General features: G+C 62.0%; 14 protein-coding genes. 4 read left to right on the top strand and 10 right to left on the bottom strand.

Annotation, left to right across the window (positions count from 1 at the left end; genetic code table 11):
- The first annotated feature begins 9 nt into the window (after positions 1-9).
- Positions 10-2,106 carry a penicillin-binding protein 1C gene (gene pbpC / locus CSQ95_RS13635; protein ID WP_099409994.1) on the top strand — a complete coding sequence of 699 codons (2,097 nt, stop codon included), beginning with the start codon at positions 10-12 and terminating at the stop codon, positions 2,104-2,106.
- On the opposite strand, the gene CSQ95_RS13630 is transcribed toward pbpC, so the two are convergent.
- From CSQ95_RS13630 to CSQ95_RS13620, 3 genes are all read right to left on the bottom strand, one after another.
- Positions 2,107-3,729 (bottom strand): DUF2875 family protein, encoded by a 1,623-nt coding sequence (locus tag CSQ95_RS13630; protein ID WP_180279052.1) that lies wholly within the window; start codon positions 3,727-3,729, stop codon positions 2,107-2,109.
- 110 nt (positions 3,730-3,839) lie between these two features.
- Complete coding sequence (locus CSQ95_RS13625) at positions 3,840-6,158, bottom strand: DUF3274 domain-containing protein (RefSeq protein ID WP_099409900.1); 2,319 nt, start codon at positions 6,156-6,158, stop codon at positions 3,840-3,842.
- A gap of 92 nt (positions 6,159-6,250) precedes the next feature.
- Entirely contained in the window at positions 6,251-6,931 is a 681-nt protein-coding gene (locus CSQ95_RS13620; protein WP_099409899.1) for a hypothetical protein, read from the bottom strand.
- 162 nt (positions 6,932-7,093) lie between these two features.
- On the opposite strand from CSQ95_RS13620, the gene CSQ95_RS13615 reads away from it, so the two are divergent.
- On the top strand, positions 7,094-7,612 hold the full coding sequence (locus CSQ95_RS13615; RefSeq protein WP_143449968.1) for a hypothetical protein: 519 nt from the start codon (positions 7,094-7,096) through the stop codon (positions 7,610-7,612).
- A 1-nt stretch (position 7,613) separates the two neighbouring features.
- Here CSQ95_RS13615 and CSQ95_RS13610 read toward each other — a convergent pair whose 3' ends face one another.
- The 7 genes from CSQ95_RS13610 to CSQ95_RS30285 all read right to left on the bottom strand — a co-directional run bounded on the left by CSQ95_RS13610 (position 7,614) and on the right by CSQ95_RS30285 (position 14,781).
- The gene (locus tag CSQ95_RS13610) at positions 7,614-7,901 is read right to left on the bottom strand and encodes a hypothetical protein (protein WP_099409897.1); all 288 of its coding nucleotides are present in this window, start codon (positions 7,899-7,901) and stop codon (positions 7,614-7,616) included.
- 105 nt (positions 7,902-8,006) lie between these two features.
- Complete coding sequence (locus CSQ95_RS13605; protein ID WP_099409896.1) at positions 8,007-9,353, bottom strand: sigma-54 dependent transcriptional regulator; 1,347 nt, start codon at positions 9,351-9,353, stop codon at positions 8,007-8,009.
- Positions 9,354-9,356: 3 nt separating this feature from the next.
- Entirely contained in the window at positions 9,357-11,255 is a 1,899-nt protein-coding gene (locus tag CSQ95_RS13600; protein ID WP_099409895.1) for an ATP-binding protein, read from the bottom strand.
- 235 nt (positions 11,256-11,490) lie between these two features.
- On the bottom strand, positions 11,491-12,282 hold the full coding sequence (locus CSQ95_RS13595) for an ABC transporter ATP-binding protein (protein WP_034786306.1): 792 nt from the start codon (positions 12,280-12,282) through the stop codon (positions 11,491-11,493).
- A gap of 11 nt (positions 12,283-12,293) precedes the next feature.
- Positions 12,294-13,103: an ABC transporter permease gene (locus CSQ95_RS13590; RefSeq protein ID WP_373631952.1), complete on the bottom strand. Its 810-nt coding sequence runs from the start codon at positions 13,101-13,103 to the stop codon at positions 12,294-12,296.
- Positions 13,104-13,145: 42 nt separating this feature from the next.
- Entirely contained in the window at positions 13,146-14,147 is a 1,002-nt protein-coding gene (locus tag CSQ95_RS13585) for an ABC transporter substrate-binding protein (protein WP_070224935.1), read from the bottom strand.
- Between the two features lie 397 nt (positions 14,148-14,544).
- On the bottom strand, positions 14,545-14,781 hold the full coding sequence (locus CSQ95_RS30285) for a hypothetical protein (RefSeq protein ID WP_099409894.1): 237 nt from the start codon (positions 14,779-14,781) through the stop codon (positions 14,545-14,547).
- A 466-nt stretch (positions 14,782-15,247) separates the two neighbouring features.
- On the opposite strand from CSQ95_RS30285, the gene CSQ95_RS13575 reads away from it, so the two are divergent.
- Both CSQ95_RS13575 and CSQ95_RS13570 read left to right on the top strand, forming a co-directional pair.
- Positions 15,248-15,748 (top strand): winged helix-turn-helix domain-containing protein, encoded by a 501-nt coding sequence (locus tag CSQ95_RS13575; RefSeq protein WP_223278908.1) that lies wholly within the window; start codon positions 15,248-15,250, stop codon positions 15,746-15,748.
- Between the two features lie 318 nt (positions 15,749-16,066).
- Positions 16,067-16,939: a zinc-dependent peptidase gene (locus tag CSQ95_RS13570; RefSeq protein ID WP_070224937.1), complete on the top strand. Its 873-nt coding sequence runs from the start codon at positions 16,067-16,069 to the stop codon at positions 16,937-16,939.
- Positions 16,940-17,045: the final 106 nt, after the last annotated feature.

Below are 17,045 nucleotides of genomic sequence, written 5' to 3'. Positions count from 1 at the left end.
ATTTTTATCATGGGCGGCCTGTTGGCCAGCCCGGTCTTCGCCGAGGCGGTCCTGACGCCGGCCCAGGTGCAGGCCGCCTACCGCAGTTCCGAAGCGCAGTTGCTGGACAGGGGCGGCGCGCCGCTGCAATCGTTGCGCGTGGACATGAAAGTGCGGCGCCTGCCGTGGGTGCCGCTGGCCGATATTTCCCCCGCCGTGCAGCAGGCCGTGCTGCTGGCGGAAGACCAGCGCTTCATGCGCCATGGCGGCGTGGATGTGTCCGCGCTGGCCACGGCCGCCTGGGACAATCTGTTTTCCAAGAAACCCCGCGGCGCCTCGACCATCACCATGCAGCTGGCGGGCCAGCTCGATGCGGACTTGCAGGCGCAAGCGGGCGGCCGCAGCCTGCGCCAGAAATGGGACCAGATGCGCGCCGCCAAGGCAATCGAAGACAGCTGGAGCAAGGCGCAGATTTTCGAAGCGTACCTGAACCTCGTGTCGTTCCGCGGCGAACTGCAAGGCATCGCCTCCGCCTCCTACAGCCTGTTCGGCAAGGCGCCGTCGGGCCTGAACCAGACGGATGGCATCATCCTGGCCAGCCTGGTGCGCTCGCCGAACGCGCCGCCGGCCACCGTCACGCGGCGCGCCTGCGCGCTGGCAAAGAAATGGCGCATGGACAGCAGCTGCCAGCTGATCGGCCAGCGCGTGCAGACGGCCTTGCAGCGCAATGCGCTGTATGCGGAGCTGGCGCCGGCGCCGCAAGTGGCACAGCAGTTGCTGAAACAGCCGGGCGCGCAGGTCGCCAGCACGCTCGATGGTCCCTTGCAACGCTTCGCACAGGAAAACCTGCGCCAGCAACTGGGATCTTTGCGCGAGCGCAATGTCAACGACGGCGCCATCATCGTGCTAGATAACCGCAGCGGCGAGATCCTCGCCTATGTCGGCAATGCGGGCGGCAGCCATGTCGATGGGGTGACGGCCCTGCGTCAGGCCGGTTCCACCCTGAAACCTTTTCTGTATGAGCTGGCCATCGAGCGCCGTCTGATGACGGCCGCCTCCGTCATGGACGATACACCGCTGGACGTCGCCACGGCGTCCGGCATGTATGCGCCGCAAAACTACGACCGCAATTTCAAGGGCTACGTCAGCGCCCGCACCAGTCTGGCCAGTTCCCTCAACATTCCCGCCGTGCGCACGGTGCTGCTGACGGGACAGGACGGCTTTTACAACCGCCTCAAGGACGTGGGCCTGTCCAGCCTGACGGAACCGGCCGAATACTACGGCCCCTCGCTGGCGCTGGGCTCGTCGGAAGTGACCTTGCTGGAACTGGCCAACGCCTACCGCGCGCTGGCCAATGGCGGGCTGTACAGCACGGCCAGCCTGCAGCCGGGCCAGGCTGGCAAGGACCGGCGCCGCGTGATGGAGGCGGGCGCCGCCTTCATCGTGAGCGATATCCTGGCCGACCGCGCCGCGCGCAGCATGACCTTTGGCTTGCGCAACGAGCTGGGGACGAATTTCTGGAGCGCCGTCAAGACGGGCACGAGCAAGGACATGCGCGACAACTGGTGCATGGGTTACTCGGAGCGCTACACGGTGGGCGTCTGGGTGGGCAACTTCGACGGCAAGCCCATGTGGGACGTGTCGGGCGTGACGGGCGCCGCGCCCGTGTGGCGCGACGTCATGGATTATCTGCACAAGAACGTGCCCAGCCATGCACCGAAAGCGCCGCCCGGCGTGCTGCAGCAAATGGTGGCGTACCAACCCGCACTGGAAGCGCCGCGCCGCGAATGGTTTATCTCCGGCACGGAAAGTCCCGTCATCGCCGTGCTGGGCGACACCGTGAAGCCGCCCGCCATCGTGTATCCGGCCGAGGACAGCATCCTCGCCATCGACCCCGACATCCCGCCCGCCCTGCAGCGCGTGTTTTTCCAGGCGCAAGGCAGCCACGGCTTGCGCTGGGTGCTCGACGGCAAAGATATGGGCGGTGCAGCCGAGAGCATCAGCTGGCGCCCCGTGCCGGGCAAGCATGCGCTGGCCCTCGTCGACGACGTTGGCAAGACGGTGGCGCGGGTGGCGTTCCAGGTGCGGGGGAATGCCTTGGCGCAGCTTGCCGCACAGGAAAAATAATCAGTTCGATGGATAATTCGCCGGATCGATGGCCGGCGTGACGTAGTGCCGCAGCACATCGCCGCCGTGCGGATGCTGCTGCGTGTGGCGTTTTTCGTCCGATGGCGGGCTGACCAGCACGATGGTCGCCTCGTCCGGATTGCGCAAATTCACCACGGCGCTGACGCCGCCATCGCGGTAGCTGCCCATCACGGCTATGGCCATCTGTACGAACAGGGTGGCCGCGCCCGTGTTGCCCAGCCGCCGGTCCGTGTCTATCCATTGCGCCGTGTTGCCGCTGTCGAGTTCCGTGCCGCCATCTTCCGCATGTTTCAGCAAGGTCTTGTGCAGCGCCACCAGCTGCGCCTGATTGCCGCCCGTGGCGGCGACGAGGCGTGCCGGTGCGGCGGGACGTTCGGTTTCCGGCAAGCTGTGCAAGGCTTGCCGCCAGCCCGCCTGCAGGGCGCGTTCGCGCTGGTCGCGCCGCGTCAGCGGCTTGCCGTGTTCATCCGTCAACTTGATAAAAGTGGGCCGGTGGAGGAAGCCGAAGGTGGGCAGGCGGTCCAGCTGCGCCAGCTGTTCCTTGTTAAACGGCAGGGGAAACCAGGGCGTGGGCTGCCACTCTTTCGGCGGGTGATAAGTCTTGTGCTGGAGCCTGTCGAGCATGCTGAAGCTGCCCGTGCCGCGGATGTCGGGACGCCGGGCGAATTGCGCGGCGACGGGCAGCCATTCGGCGATGCTGGGCTGGCGCCGGGTGATGGCTGTGGGATCAGTTTCCAGGCGTGCCTGTGGCACGGTTCCCATCAAATCATAGTAGGCCAGATACAAGCGCCGCGCCACGCCGTAGGTATTCAAATCGTCGACGCTGTCCTCTGGCGGCGCATCGTCATACGCAAACTTGCGTACGGCATCGATGCGTTCGCGCCGGGCCAGCACGAACAGGGCGGAGGCGTCGGGCATTTCGGGGATGTAGCGGCCGTCTCTTGTGAGCGGTGGCGAGTTGTCCGGGCTGTACAGATCGCGCGTGGGCATGCTGTCTTCCGAATTGAGCACGATGTAGGGCACGTCGGGATGGGCATCGAAAAATGCAAATACATCTTCCAGTATGCGGTCCGGATGTTCACTGAGGCGGCGCGGACCACTGGCGAACAGATGCCAGTGCAGGCCGGATGACGCAGCGCCACCGGCCAGACCTATGGCCGGCGAGTCGGGGCTGTCCAGCATGTGCGAATTAAAGATTGGTGGTTCGGCATTGAAAACGGGCACGCCAAAATACATGGGAATGTCCCTTGCCCCATTTTCCAGCGTGTCACCGCCGCGGCCACCTGCTATCCCAGCTCTCTGCATGGCATCCCAGGTGTATTTTTCCTTGTCCTGTTCACGGATGCTGGCATAGGCATTTCCCTGCTGCAGCACTTCCCACAGCTTGCCTTGGCGATACTTGTCCAGAGTGACGCCGAGACCGATGACTTCCAGCACATATTCCCGCTTGTCCTGTTCGCTGGGCGCCGCCTGTTGCACTTGCGGCTGTGCGACGGCCACAGGCTTGGACGAATGCAGCCAGCGAGAACCGAGCAATGTAGCCGCGACGATGGGCGGGATCAGCAACAGCCATTGCAGGTGGCGCCATATTTTGCTGCTCATCGTGGACTCCTGTAAATAAGTAGGACTGATCAATACAAACCCAAGCAATAGCAGAGTCATCAATGCGAGGGTTACGCAGAAGGGAGAGAGCAAGTTTGGGAAAAATTTTTTCATCTTGGAATGTCATCGCTGGCTTTATGTACAAAAGGAGTGACGACCGATTCGGTACGCCTGCCATTCACTGTTTCACAAACGACGGTAGACGGCAGGCCTGCTTGCAGTGCGGGCACAAAGGCAGGTAAGTCTCCCGAACTGTAGTAATGTGCATTACCTTCAATGATTTGCTTGCGTTGTAGAGGTTCTGCAGCCCAATAGATTGCAAATTTTTTCATGAAATCCTCCCATCTCAGGATGGATTTTCTTATAGGATTTTTTTTGTCGTTTTGCAGCCGCCAATCCGCCACCGCACACAAATACTGATAAAACTGCGGATCGCTGCTCGCCTTCCCGCTGCCGATGGCCACGTCATACGCCGTCACGTTGCGGTGGTTTTCCGCGTTGCCGATGATGGCGCCGTGGAAGGATTTGGGGCTGACCTCGTTCTGCCAGCGCTTGCGCGCCTCATTCGGGGTCTCTTCGCGGTCGACAATCAGCTTGTCGCCACTGCCCGGATGGCGCGAAACGCGGTCTATCCTGCATTGGTCGCCCGCTTCCTTGCCCAGGTTCAGGGCTTTTTCCACCTGCTCGCGCTCGCCCGCGCCGAACATGCCGGCACCGAATTCGGGGATGCGATGCTGCTTCGGCCGCGGGTCGGCGATGATTTCCTGCTTGCGCATCCGCAAACCTTTCGTGCTGGTCACCGCGATGGCTGCATCGATGGGGTCGACTTCTTCGCACGGTCCTTGCTGGTCGCGCGGCAGCTTGGCCTGGTCGGAATCCTTCGGGAATTGCCCAGGGCGGATCTCGCCGCCGTCCAGCACGGCCGCCCTGGGCGCGCGCAGCGCTTCGCCATTGATCGTGCGCAAGCCTTCACGCCGGCCTGGTTCCGTTGAAAAGATATTCCATTTGCCGGGTTTGACGGGCGGCCATGGTGCCTCGGCATGGCTGCCGCGATGGCCACGATTGGCGCCGGCCACATGGGCGTGATCGTCCTCGCCTTCCAGGCGCAGGGCGAAGTCGTGCGGCGGCTGGCCCACCAGCACCGGACCGTTGTTCTTTCCAGTCGCATCGGGACGTTGCTTGTTGGTAAAGACACGCTGGTAAAATCCCTTGCCCAGTTCCGCCAGCGGTTGCCGGCGCTGGAATTCCTTTTCCCAGCAGGTGGGGCCGTCGCCCCAGATACTTTTGTCCGTCTTGCCCTTGGTCTTGGACAGACGATGGCCGTCGATGTAGTCGGGTATGCCTTGCCAGCCGATGCCCTGCATATTGTCCAGCGCTACCGTCATATCTTCGGGGCAGAAGTACAGGTAGACCTTACCCCGGTTGTCGCGGTCCGCTTCCGCCCGCCATGCCGCGCCCGCCATGCCATGGCAGACGGCGTGATCCTTGATCTGCGCAAAGGCGGGACTGGCATGCTTTTTTGCCACCACGCCCTGCACGATCTGCACCAGCGTCTGCAGGCGCGCATGCAGGGTCTGGCGGTTGTCGATGGCATCGTATTGCTCCTCCATCACCGCATCCCGGCCGCCGCCGAAGATGCGGCTAGCTTCCGCCGCGCCGAAGAACATCGTGGTGTCCTCCACCAGGCTGTAGGGAGGATGCGTGAGGATCAAGGTGTCGGCGGGCCGCTTGCCCTCGTCGAGCAGGAAGGCCTGCGCCAGCAGCGAGATCAAACAGCCCTGGCTGTGCGCGACGATGGAGACCACGTCGTTGCTGTCGTAATCGCGGATCATGGCGATGAGGGCTGCCAGGCGCTTGGCGGCCAGTACCATGTACATGCGCCCCGGCGCCGTCTTCAACGGGCGCACGGGGTCGCCGCCCACGTCGTAGGGTGAGAACAGCCCCTTGTTCCACATGTCGGGCAGGGTGTTGGTGGCATTGCCGAACGGGCCGCCGTTCTTCGACATGTCCTTGTCCAGACGGTTGCCGTAGCGGTCCGTGTTCTGGCCGTTGACCACTTTGCTCGCGTTGCTGCGTTCGCGAAAGCCCCAGTAAAACGGGATCACCGGGCTGTACGTGGTCTCATCAGGCTGGCGCTTGAAAAACACGTCGTCCGGGTCGGCCAGGGCTTCCTTCTTGTCGGACGCCTGCGGCATGCGGTAGGCGGCTGGCATGAACACGTGGCCGCCGCCATACATGCGTGCATCGAGTCCCTGGCATAAACCCTTTTCCACGGCGCCGAAACTGGTGCCTACGTCGTTGACGCCATGGATGACGATGACGTTGCCGGGCAGCTCAGGGCGGATGCGCACGATGGCGTCGTTTAAGCGGCCGCAATGGAGCAGGGCGGTGCTCTTGCCGCTGGTGTAGGGAAGTTTGGGATACGCCATCGCCGCTCCATGCTGACCAGTCAGGACAGTGTAGAGAGGCGCGATGGCGGATTAGTTGCGCTTACGCAAACTTTGCGGGAAAGAATGCGGTCTTACGGCGCGCTGATGATCTTCGTCAGCGCGATGCGGTACGCGGGCTGCACGTCGCCATCCTGGTCCAGCTTGTCCGTCATGATCACACCGAAACCCTGCGCATACCAGACGTATTCGCCGCTCTTGCCCTTGCTTTTGCCGCCCACATCGTGCAGTTCGAACTTGCAGGCGTCGGGGAAGCGGCGCCCGCCCAGTTCCAGGCGTTCCCAGCCCAGGAAGGTGATCGAGAAATCGCGCTGGTCCGTGCGCGTGGAGGTGGTGATCTTGTCGGACAGGCCCGCCAGCGGGTAGTGGGTGCTCGTTTGCGTGTCGGTGAATTGCACGCGTACTTCCTGGCCCGGACGCATTTTGGCAGGGATGGCCGACTGCGGCGCGTAGACGTTCTTGCTGCGCACTGTGCCGTCTTCGTTGTAATGGACCGTGCCCGTCAGGAAGACCTGGCCGTCGCGGATGTCCTGGTAGGACGTGGCCAGCAAGACGCCGCCGTCGAGGATCAGCTGGATGCCCTTGAGTTTCCTGCCTTCGAAGACTTCCTCGACGTTGACTTGCGCGTCGCCATTGTTCTTGCTGAACTTGACACCCGTCGTCAGTTCCATGCACTCGCCCACCGTGGGCGCCGCCTGTACGCCTGCGGCCGCCAATACGCCTGCCGCCACCAACACTTGCCATGCTGCTTTCATTGCCATCCTTGTTATTTTTTAATGATGCGATGATAGCGTGCTGCTACTGTTCACTCGTGCACGATTGCCTTATGCTCGAGCTGCGGGCGGCATCAGGACCACCTGCGACTTGCATCAGCGGGCCGCGCGTTTCGCGGCATGGATCATTGCAGGAATTCGCCTATGACATTACGATTATCGATATTGCTGTCCCTGCTGTGCGGCGTGCTCGTTCTGCCAGCCGCGCAGGCGGAAGATGCGCCGTATGCCATGCGCGCCGCTTCGGCGCCTGTGCCAGGCGCGCTGGATCTGGCTTTTATGGAGGAGGCGCCGAACCGGAAATTCAAGCGGCGCGTGGACTTGTCCGCCATCACCCGCGCCGACGACCTGGCGGCCGTCAAGGCGGCCATCAATCCGATCGTGCAATTTTTCCAAGTGACCGGGCAGGTGCGTCAGCCTGCGCATGCGATACGCATGGTGACGACCTACAACGGCGAACTGGCCTTGATCAAGCCGCCGCGTATCGATGACTACAATTATCTTCTTGCGCGCCGCTTATGCAACTGGATCGTGCATGACGCACAGACCATCAGCTTGACGGTCGAGTTCGTAGGACTCGGCAATACTGAGCCCCACTATTCCAACACCTATGTCTTCGTTGAACGCTACGGCACCTGGCTGTTCGACCGCCACGTGCTGTAGTTCAGCGCGTCGTCGATGGTGGCGAGGTGGCCGCTGCGCTGGCGGCCGGCGTGGCCGTCGGCTTGCCGCGCCGCGTGCGCTTGTCGGTGCGCGTTTTGGCAGGCTTGCCGTCGTGGACCAGCTTGCCTTTGTTGTCGAGCTTGTCGGATTGGTCCGATTGCTGGCCCGGATCGTTGGCATTGTTGGTGTGGTTGCCCGTCTGGTTGACGTTCGTCGTCGACTGGGCTTGCACCCAGGCGCCGCCGACGGTCATCAGGGTGGCGGCCAGCAAGAGAGCGGCGGTTTTCATGGCAGTGTCCTGTGCAGAAATGAATAAGAGCTTGCATTCTCACACAGGCGACCGCCCGCACGGGTAGGACGCCGCCGCATGGCTGTGTCGGCCATTTGCTTCAGATCAACGGAATTGTTCCGTCGAGATGTCAAATCGCTTGAGTTTGTCGTACAGGGTTTTCTTCGGAATATTCAGGCTGGCGGCCGCGTCGATGACGTTGCCATTGTGGCGGCGCAAGGCTTCCTCGATGATGGAAATCTCGAAGGTGTCGACCTGTTCCGCCAGCGATGCCTCGCGGCAGCCGGCAGGACTCAGGGTGTCGTCCAGCAAGCCCAGCACGAAGCGGTCGGCCACGTTGTGCAGTTCGCGCACATTGCCGGCCCAGCGCTGCGCCATCAGCGAGGCGATCAGTTCGCCGCTGACGAGGGCGGCCGGCTGGCCATAGCGCAGCGCCGCCTGCAGCACGAAAAATTCGAACAGCAGCGGGATATCCTCGCGCCGGTTGCGCAGCGCGGGCAGCGTGAGGCTGGCCACGTTCAGGCGGTAATACAGGTCGGGCCGGAATTTTCCCTGCTCGGCCAGCACATTCAAGTCTTCCTTGGCGGCGGCGATGACACGGAAATTGACGGAAATGAGTTTGTTGGAACCGAGACGCTCGACTTGCCGCTCCTGCAGCACGCGCAGCAGTTTCACTTGCAGGGCCAGCGGCATGCTTTCGATTTCGTCGAGGAACAGGGTGCCGCCGTTTGCGTACTCGATCTTGCCGATGCGCTGGCGCTGCGCGCCCGTGAACGCGCCTTCCTCGTGGCCGAACAGTTCCGATTCGAAGATCGATTCGGGCAGGGCGCCGCAGTTGATCGCCACGAAGGGGTGGTCGCGCCGCTCGCTGAAGTCGTGCAGGCAGCGCGCGACGAGTTCCTTGCCGGTGCCCGTTTCGCCGAGGATGATGATGTCGGCCGATTTCGGCGCCAGGTTCAGCACCAGCTGGCGCACCTTGGCCATGGCTGCGCTGCGGCCCACGATGCGCGCCTCGATGCCGACGCGCTGCTCGAGCTGGCGGCGCAAGTTCATGTTTTCCAGCACCAGGTGGCGTTTATCCAGGGCGCGGCGGCACACTTCCACCAGCAGGTCGGCGGAAAACGGTTTTTCGATGAAATCGTAGGCGCCACGGCGCATGGCGCCCACGGCCATCGACACGTCGCCGTGGCCCGTGACGAGGATGACGGGCAGGCTGGCATCCTGCGCCACGGCGATATCGAGCAGTTTCAAGCCATCCATGCCGGGCAGTTTGATGTCGCTCAATAAAATGCCCGCGAATTCGGGCACCAGGTAAGGCAGCGCTTCCTCGGCCGTGGCGACGGCCGTCACTTGCAGGCCCGCCAGTTCCAGCGATTGCCGGGCGCCCTTGCGCACGACGGCATCGTCTTCCACCAGCAGCACTTGCATGCCTTCAAAATTATTTTCGTGCATTCCCTATTCCTTCGTCTCTATCTTATTCTCCCCCGGGGCGCAGCTCAGGGTGATGGTAAATTGTGCGCCGCCCCCTTCCTGCGCGCTGCGGTTGCGCACGGCCAGGGCGCTGCCGGCCGCGCGCAGTATGCCAGCGCTGATCGACAATCCCAAGCCCAGCCCGTGTTCCTTGGTGGTATAGAAGGGGTCGAAGATCTTGTCGAGCGAAGCCAGCGGGATACCGGGGCCATTATCGGTGATATGCAGCACGGCAAGGCTGCCTTCGCGCCGTACCTGGAACCAGATCTGCACGGGCTCGCTTTCCGGCACGGCATCCATGGCGTTCGTGATCAGGTTGGTAAATACCTGTTCCAGGCCGATGGCGTTGCACAGCACGATAATGTCGTCCTCAAGCCAGCTTTCATGCAGGGTCAGGCGCTGCGAGCCCTTGCGCGTGCGGATTTGCAGCATGGTTTGCGCAAACGCCTGGCGCACGCTGACGGGCTTGCGGGCGTCGTCGCTGCGCCGCGCAAAGCCTTTCAATTGCGAGGTCACGTAGCCGAGGCGCTTGACGAGGTCGGAAATGGTCGACAGGTTGTCGAGCGCGTCGTCGATCTGGCCGCGTGCCAAAAAGACCTTGGCATTGTCGGAAAACGTCTGCAGGGCGGCCAGCGGCTGGTTCAGCTCGTGCGTGACGCCGGCCGCCATCTGGCCGATGGCCGCCAGCTTGCCGCTTTGTACCAGTTCCGCCTGGGCATAGCGCAAGGTCTGCTCGGCCCGCTCGCGCTCGGCCACTTCCGCCTGCAGGCGGCCGTTCGCGTGCACGAGGTCGGCCGTGCGCTGTTCGACCTTGATTTCCAGCTGTTCATAGGCACGGGCCAGCGTTTGTTGTGCATTGAGCTTGTCGGCGATGCGGCGCCGACGCTGGCGCGCATACATCAGGGCCAGCAGCAGCAAGGCCCAGCCCAGCGCGGCGGCGATGGCCGCGTTGCGCGCCGCCTCATTCACCTGGTCGAGCTCGGCCAGCACGGTGATTTGCCATTGCAGCGGGCCCAGCACGCGGTTCACGGCCAGATAGTCCGCCTTGTCGGCACTGCCGGACAGGGCGGGGGAGTCATTCGTCTGCGGGCGTTCCAACGTCATCACGCTGGCGCCATCGGCGAACTGGCGCTGCACCTTGTGCGGCAGGATGGGCAGATTTTCTTGCAGGAACTGGCGCTGTTCGCTGATGTCTTTCTTGGCGGCCGGCGACAAAGGCGCCAGGGTCTTGAACTTGAAGGCGGGGGTGGTGGCCAGGATGATCACGCCATTCGCATCCTTGACCCAGATCTGTTCGCCCGCGCCCGGCGTGCGCCACGATTGCTCGATCCAGTCCAGGTTGACCTTGGCGGCGACGATGCCGAGGATGCGCCCGTCGCGCTGCACGGGCTGCGAAATGAAGTAGCCGGCTTCGAAGGTGGAAAAGCCGATGCCGTAGAAGCGGCCGATGCCGCCCGCGATGGCGTTCTTGAAATACGGACGGAAGCCGTAGTTGACGCCCACATACGAGCTGCGGTCTTGCCAGTTGCTCGAAGCCAGGGTCGTGCCCTTGTCGTCGAGCACGTAGACGGCAAAGGCACCAGCGCGGCGGTTCATGTCGACCAGGTAGGCATTGATCTGCGTGACTTTATCGGCGCTGGGCTGCTCCAGCAATTGCGCCACGGCATCGCTCTGGGCCACGGCCAGGGGCAGGAATTCGTATTTGTTCAGGGCGCCGCCGATGGACGCCGCATACAGTTCCGCGCGCGAATCTAGCGTGCGGTGCAATTCATCGAGCTGGCGCTGCTTGACCCAGGCATACGAGGCCCACGTCAGCACGACCAGCGAGCCCACGGCCAGCAGGGGGCCGAGCGCGGGTCTCAGGGGCCATTTGCCGAATGCCATGGTGCTCCGTCTATTTGGTTAAGCTTGCGTGTACCGCAAAGAAGGAATTGTAGTGTACGGTGGGATTCACCCGAATGGGCGAATCCAAAGTAATGTCTGACATGCAAACTTGCGGTGCCTGACAAAACCGTAGCGAGCGGAAGGGAGAGGTGGCCGAGAAGCGCAACCGTACTTCTAGTACGGTGAGCATCGCAGGCCGCCTATACCGACGCGCAGTAGGTTTGGTCAGACACCACTAATCTGCGGTGCTGGCCATGGTCTCCGCATTGTGATGACGCTGCTGCTCTTCCATCACCATCTCGCCCAGCATGCGCTTCAAGCGGTTGAACTCGGGGTCGCTCGGGTCGCGCGGGCGGGGCAGGTCGATGGCCACGTCGCGCTTGATGGTGCCGGGACGGTAGGTCATGACGATGGTGCGGTCGGCCAGGTAGATCGATTCCTCGATCGAGTGCGTCACAAACACGATGGTGGTGCCGAAGACTTTCCAGATTTTCAGCAATTCGTCTTGCAGGTTGCGCCGCGTCAAGGCGTCCAGCGCGCCGAACGGTTCATCCATCAGCATGATCGGCGAATCGAGGGCCAGCACGCGGGCAATCGCCACGCGCTGGCGCATGCCGCCGGACAAGTCTTTCGGGTAGCGGGCACGGAATTCCGTCAAGCCCAGCATGCTCAGCAGCATGTCGACCCGTTCCTTGATCTCGGCCGGCGTCTTGCCTGCGATTTCCAGGCCGAAAGCGATATTGCTTTCAATCGTCATCCATGGGAACAGCGCGTATTCCTGGAACACCATGCCGCGGTCGGGGCCGGGTTCGGTGATCAGCTTGCCGCCGGCCAGGATCTGGCCCGACGTCGGCTGCGAAAAGCCGGCGATGGCGTTCAAGAGGGTCGACTTGCCGCAGCCGGACGGCCCCAGCAGGCAGATGAACTCGCCGCTGGCGATTTCCAGGTTGATATCCTTCAGGGCGATGACGTCCGCGCCGCCCGTGGTGAAGATTTTATTGACTGCATTGATATTGATCGTGGTCATGGCCGTTCCTCTCAGTGTTCCAGGCCGCGGTGCCACTGCAGCAAATGATTATTCAGGGCATTCATGGCCATGTCGATGGCCAGGCCGAACAGGCCGATGGTAAACATGCCGGCGATAATCTTGTCAGACCAAAAATACTCGCGCGCTTCGAGGATGCGGAAACCGAGGCCGCTATTGACGGCGATCATTTCCGCCACGATCACGACGATGAAGGCCGTGCCCATGCCGATGCGCGCGCCGGCCAGGATATACGGCGTGGCCGCCGGCAGGATGACGCGGCGGAACATGGTCATCTGGCTGGCGCCCAGGTTGCGCGCGGCGCGAATATAAATGCCGTCGACCTGGCGCACGCCGGCGATGGTATTCATCAGCACGGGGAAGAAGGAACCGATGCTGATCAGGAAGAAGGCGGGCGGGTTGCCCAGGCCGAACCACAAAATGGCCAGCGGAATGTAGGCGATCGGCGGAATCGGGCGCAGCACCTGCACCAGCGGGTCGAACAGTTTATAGATGGTCTTGTTGGTGCCCATCAGCAAGCCCAGCGGCAAGGCCAGGCCGGCGCCGATGGCGAAGCCGCCCAGCACGCGCGACAGGCTGGCCCAGGCGTCATGCGGCAATTCGCCGGAGAACATCCACACCAGGTAGTTGCCCGCTTCGGGCGTGTACGCTTGCATCGGCATCAGGTATTCATACCACTTCACCAGCACGGCCACGGGCGAGGGCAGGATCTGCGGGTTGATCCAGCCGAAGGTCGACATGGCTTGCCACAGCAGCAGCACGGCGACGGGCACGGCGGCGCCGTGCGCGAAGCGTTTCATCATTTGCATATTCATCGTGATACTTTCAGATTAGCGAGGTCGTGGTTAGCGTGGGACATAGGACTTCTTGGCTTTTTCCAGCAGGTCCAGCTTGACCCAATCCTTGGCGGCAGGCGCCTTGGCCATGCGGCCCACGCCGAATTTCACCATGTAGTCGGTGGTCAGCTGCACGTGGCTTTGCGTGATGTCTTCCGTGAAGATGGCGTTGTCGATGGCATCGCGGTAATCCTCGGTCGTGATCTGGTTCTTGAACATCGATTCGCGCACGTATTTTTCCGCCAGTTTCGGGTCGGCCAAAAACGCCCGCGTGGCGGCGACGAAGCAATCCATGAAGCGCTGGGCCACGGCTGGCTTTTCCTTGTACATCTTTTCCGTCATCACGAGGGCGCGTACGGGCTCGCCCAGCGGCGTGTCATACGGTTTGATGATGGCCGCGCCGTACTTCTTGTGGATGGCCTGCGTCGAGTACGGTTCGGACTGGCTCATGACGTCGATATCCTTGGTCAGCAGCGCCTGGTTCAGGTCAGGGTAGCCCATGTACAGGATCTGCACGTCCTTGCCCGGCTTGTCGGACCAGGTCAGCTTGGCCTTGGTCAATTCGGCAAACAGCAGGATTTCCTGCGGGCCGCCGCGCGTGACGCCGACTTTCTTGCCTTTCAGGCCAGCAATATCCTTGATGTTCAGGTCGGGACGCCCGACGATCTGCACGCCGCCCTTGGCGAAGCCGCCCACCAGGTACACGGGCAAGCCCGTGGCGCGGCCCGTGATGGCCGCTTCCAGCGCGCTGGCGGACACGTCGATTTCGCCGGCGATCATGGCCGGCACGATGTCGAGGCCCTTGGCGAAGATGCGTTCTTCAATTTTCAGGTCGTACTTCGGCGCGATTTCCTTCATGTAGGCGACGGCGCCGTAATGGGCGAATTTCAGGTTGCCCAGACGGACCAGGTCGGCCGCATGGACGGCCAGCGGGAATTGCGCGGCCAGTGCGACGGCCACGGCCAGTGCCTTGGTGTTCAGGAAGGACGAGATGCGGAAGGTGCGTGCCATGCTGTTGTCTCCAAAAAAAGGTAGATGGTTTTTATATTGGGTAAGGCTGCCGCTCTGGTGGCGGTTATGAAAATATAAAAGCATCTTCCGTGCCAGTGGAGCGCATTTTGGCGTTTATTGCAAGTGATTGTTTATAAAGGTTTAATTTGAATCTATTGAAAATGGGAAATGACGAGATTCCGTCTTTCCGCACGACGAAGGGAAAGACTGTGCGGATTACCGCATTTTGATTGGCTGGTCCGGTGCCGGCTTGCGGTGCCGCATGCCGGTGAACCTTCAGGGCGCGGCCGACTCCAATCGTAAAAAAACGCGTTGCAAACAGGCTGGCAACGCGTAACTCCCCCGTGGAGTAGGGGCGGCGCCGCAGGGGCGCCTGATCGGTCGCCTTTGGCGGGCCTTATTTCGGCGCCGTGGCGGGAGGCAGGGCCGGCGCGGTGGCCGGATCGGTCAGCGGGGCAGGCGGCGTCGTGCTGCCCGGGCCCGTTTCCGGCGTGGCTGGCGTGACGGGAGGGGGCATCACTTGTGGGGTGGAAGCAGGGTTGGGCGCCGTTTCAGGCAGCGGTGCTTCGGCCGGTTTTTTGCAGGCGGACAAGGTGATCAGGGCGGCGGCAGCCAGCAGAGTAGGCATGTTCATGATGGTTCCTTTGCAAAGTATCAAGATTGGCGCGATGCGGGCGGCGGGTGCCGCGCGCGAAGCTTGAATTTATTGCAAGAATGCCGACGCTTCTGTTCGCTATTTCACTTTGTGCGCGCATCGAGGCACAGCGGTTTAAATGTCTTTTGTAGATGCCTCAAGAGAAATAATTCAGCAAGGCAATATTTTTCACTTTCTTGCTTCTAATGTTCGTTAACGCACAGACCAGTGCGGAGCAGGATGGCATTCTGTGCGCAGACGCTCAGGATTCGTGGTGTTCTGGTATAAAAATTGCCAAGAACTTAACAATCCGGGCTACCGGCAATCGTTTAAAAGGAGTATTCAAATGCATGCAATGACTCAGTCTCACGTGAAGAGCGAATTAAAGGCAGCGCACCAGGAACTTCGTAGCCCCGAAAAAGGCTCGCAAATGGTCGAACGCGCAGCACCGATCCCCCCGGAACGCATGAATCCTATTTCCATGGCACCGATCGAGCGCGTGCGCTCGACGTCGGCCACCCTGCGCCGCATCGAAAACATGCAAAAACTGATTGGCGAATTGTCGCTGCACGAGATGCTGGCTGACGAAATCGCCTGGTTCCTCAAGTTTTCGCCGTCGGGCGCCCGCAAATACATCCGCGACCTGCGCGAAGCGGGCGTGATCGAACTGGCCCGCTACATCGAAGGCACCGCCACCTACCTGGGCAAGGCAGTGTACCAGCTGACGCCGGATCCTGAGCGCGTGCGCGCCTTCCTGGCCGCCATCGTCCAGCCGAAACGCGAAGGCGCGCCACCGCGCAAGGACCGTCCAGGCTTGCGCGAGCAAAGCATGGCCGGCAGCGGCCGCCACTTCCACATCCTGGCCGATGACACGCATTACGCCATCCGCGTCAACCGCGGTCCCGTGACGCGCGATCCGCTGGTGGCAGCCCTGTTTGGCGCGCCACAGCAAAAGTCGGCCGAGTAACACCTGACCAAACCTCGCGCGGCGTGCGGACTGCGATGCTCGCCGTACCAAGGTACGGTTGCGCTTCTTAGCCACAAATCATCGCCGCTCGCTACGGTTTTGTCAGGCGTTGGGACGTAATAGAAGCCGGGTGACAGCCCGGCTTTTGGCGTTGGGGCAAGCCCTTTGAGCTTGGCGGATTGAAAAGATATTAATCAACCCCATGTGGGCTGGACTGCTGCCCGCAACACGCGGGTTCACTTGAAGGAGCTTGTCCTTGTCTGCCTACGCCGCCCTGTTATCGTTCCCGCCATTGCGCTGCCTGAAACGGGCCGCCGCATGAACCCGTTGCTGTGGATCGCCCTCGTCACGGCCGCCATCGTCTTTTCATTATGGTTCCCCCGCTGGCGCTTGAAGCGGGCCCTGTCCAGGCCCTTGCCACCCGAAGGCCTGGCCGTGCTGGAAAAGAATATCCCCGTCTATCCGCGCATGCCGGCGCCGCTGCAGCAGCAGTTGCGCCGTCTGGTCGTGCAATTCCTGTATCAGAAGAAATTCGTCGGTTGCGGCGGCCTGGAGATCACGGACGAGATGCGCTACACCATCGCCGGCCAGGCGTGCTTGCTGCTGCTCAATCGCCAGACCCAGGTGTATCCGGAACTCGACACCATCCTCGTGTATCCCACGGAATTCATCGTTACGCGCGATGAAGTGGGGCCGGGCGGCGTGGTCACGCCATCGGCCAATGGTTTATTGGGCGAATCCTGGGGCGATGGCCGCGTGGTGCTGGCCTGGGACCACGTGCAGCGCGGTGCGGCCGACTGGACTGATGGCCACAACGTCGTGCTGCATGAATTCGCCCACCAGCTCGACAGCGAATCGGGCGCCGCGAATGGCGCGCCCTACCTGCCCAGCGTGTCGAGCTACCGCAGCTGGGCCACCGTGTTGTCGCGCGACTTCGACAACCTGCGCCACGACGCCATCTATCAGCAGCACAGCGTGATGGACCATTACGGCGCCACGAATCCCGCCGAATTCTTTGCCGTGGCCACGGAAACCTTCTTTGAAAAGCCATACCAGATGGCCGAGCACCACGAAGAACTGTATGCGCAATTCTTGCAGTACTACAAGGTCGACCCGCGCGACTGGATGGCGCCGCCCGTGGAAGCCGAACACATGGCCTCGCCGTTTCCCAATTACGCGCCCCACTGGTAGCCAGCAGCGCCTTACATGATTTACTCATAAGCAAGGGTGAAAAGATTCCTTTTTGGAAATAAGTGCGCTGCGGTCTAATGGCGGCATTCGTTATCCACCAGAGGAA

Source organism: Janthinobacterium sp. BJB304 (assembly GCF_002735765.1).
GTDB lineage: Bacteria > Pseudomonadota > Gammaproteobacteria > Burkholderiales > Burkholderiaceae_D > Janthinobacterium.
Note: the sequence above shows the minus strand (reverse complement) of the source record. Positions and strands in the feature narration are given on the sequence as shown.

Bases quoted from the DNA above. Each gene is read 5' to 3' on its own strand.
- pbpC (WP_099409994.1), top strand. From the start codon at position 10: ATGGGCGGCCTGTTGGCCAGCCCGGTCTTCGCCGAGGCGGTCCTGACG.
- CSQ95_RS13630 (WP_180279052.1), bottom strand. From the start codon at position 3,729: ATGAGCAGCAAAATATGGCGCCACCTGCAATGGCTGTTGCTGATCCCG.
- CSQ95_RS13625 (WP_099409900.1), bottom strand. From the start codon at position 6,158: ATGGCGTATCCCAAACTTCCCTACACCAGCGGCAAGAGCACCGCCCTG.
- CSQ95_RS13620 (WP_099409899.1), bottom strand. From the start codon at position 6,931: ATGAAAGCAGCATGGCAAGTGTTGGTGGCGGCAGGCGTATTGGCGGCC.
- CSQ95_RS13615 (WP_143449968.1), top strand. From the start codon at position 7,094: ATGACATTACGATTATCGATATTGCTGTCCCTGCTGTGCGGCGTGCTC.
- CSQ95_RS13610 (WP_099409897.1), bottom strand. From the start codon at position 7,901: ATGAAAACCGCCGCTCTCTTGCTGGCCGCCACCCTGATGACCGTCGGC.
- CSQ95_RS13605 (WP_099409896.1), bottom strand. From the start codon at position 9,353: ATGCACGAAAATAATTTTGAAGGCATGCAAGTGCTGCTGGTGGAAGAC.
- CSQ95_RS13600 (WP_099409895.1), bottom strand. From the start codon at position 11,255: ATGGCATTCGGCAAATGGCCCCTGAGACCCGCGCTCGGCCCCCTGCTG.
- CSQ95_RS13595 (WP_034786306.1), bottom strand. From the start codon at position 12,282: ATGACCACGATCAATATCAATGCAGTCAATAAAATCTTCACCACGGGC.
- CSQ95_RS13590 (WP_373631952.1), bottom strand. From the start codon at position 13,103: ATGATGAAACGCTTCGCGCACGGCGCCGCCGTGCCCGTCGCCGTGCTG.
- CSQ95_RS13585 (WP_070224935.1), bottom strand. From the start codon at position 14,147: ATGGCACGCACCTTCCGCATCTCGTCCTTCCTGAACACCAAGGCACTG.
- CSQ95_RS30285 (WP_099409894.1), bottom strand. From the start codon at position 14,781: ATGAACATGCCTACTCTGCTGGCTGCCGCCGCCCTGATCACCTTGTCC.
- CSQ95_RS13575 (WP_223278908.1), top strand. From the start codon at position 15,248: ATGAATCCTATTTCCATGGCACCGATCGAGCGCGTGCGCTCGACGTCG.
- CSQ95_RS13570 (WP_070224937.1), top strand. From the start codon at position 16,067: ATGAACCCGTTGCTGTGGATCGCCCTCGTCACGGCCGCCATCGTCTTT.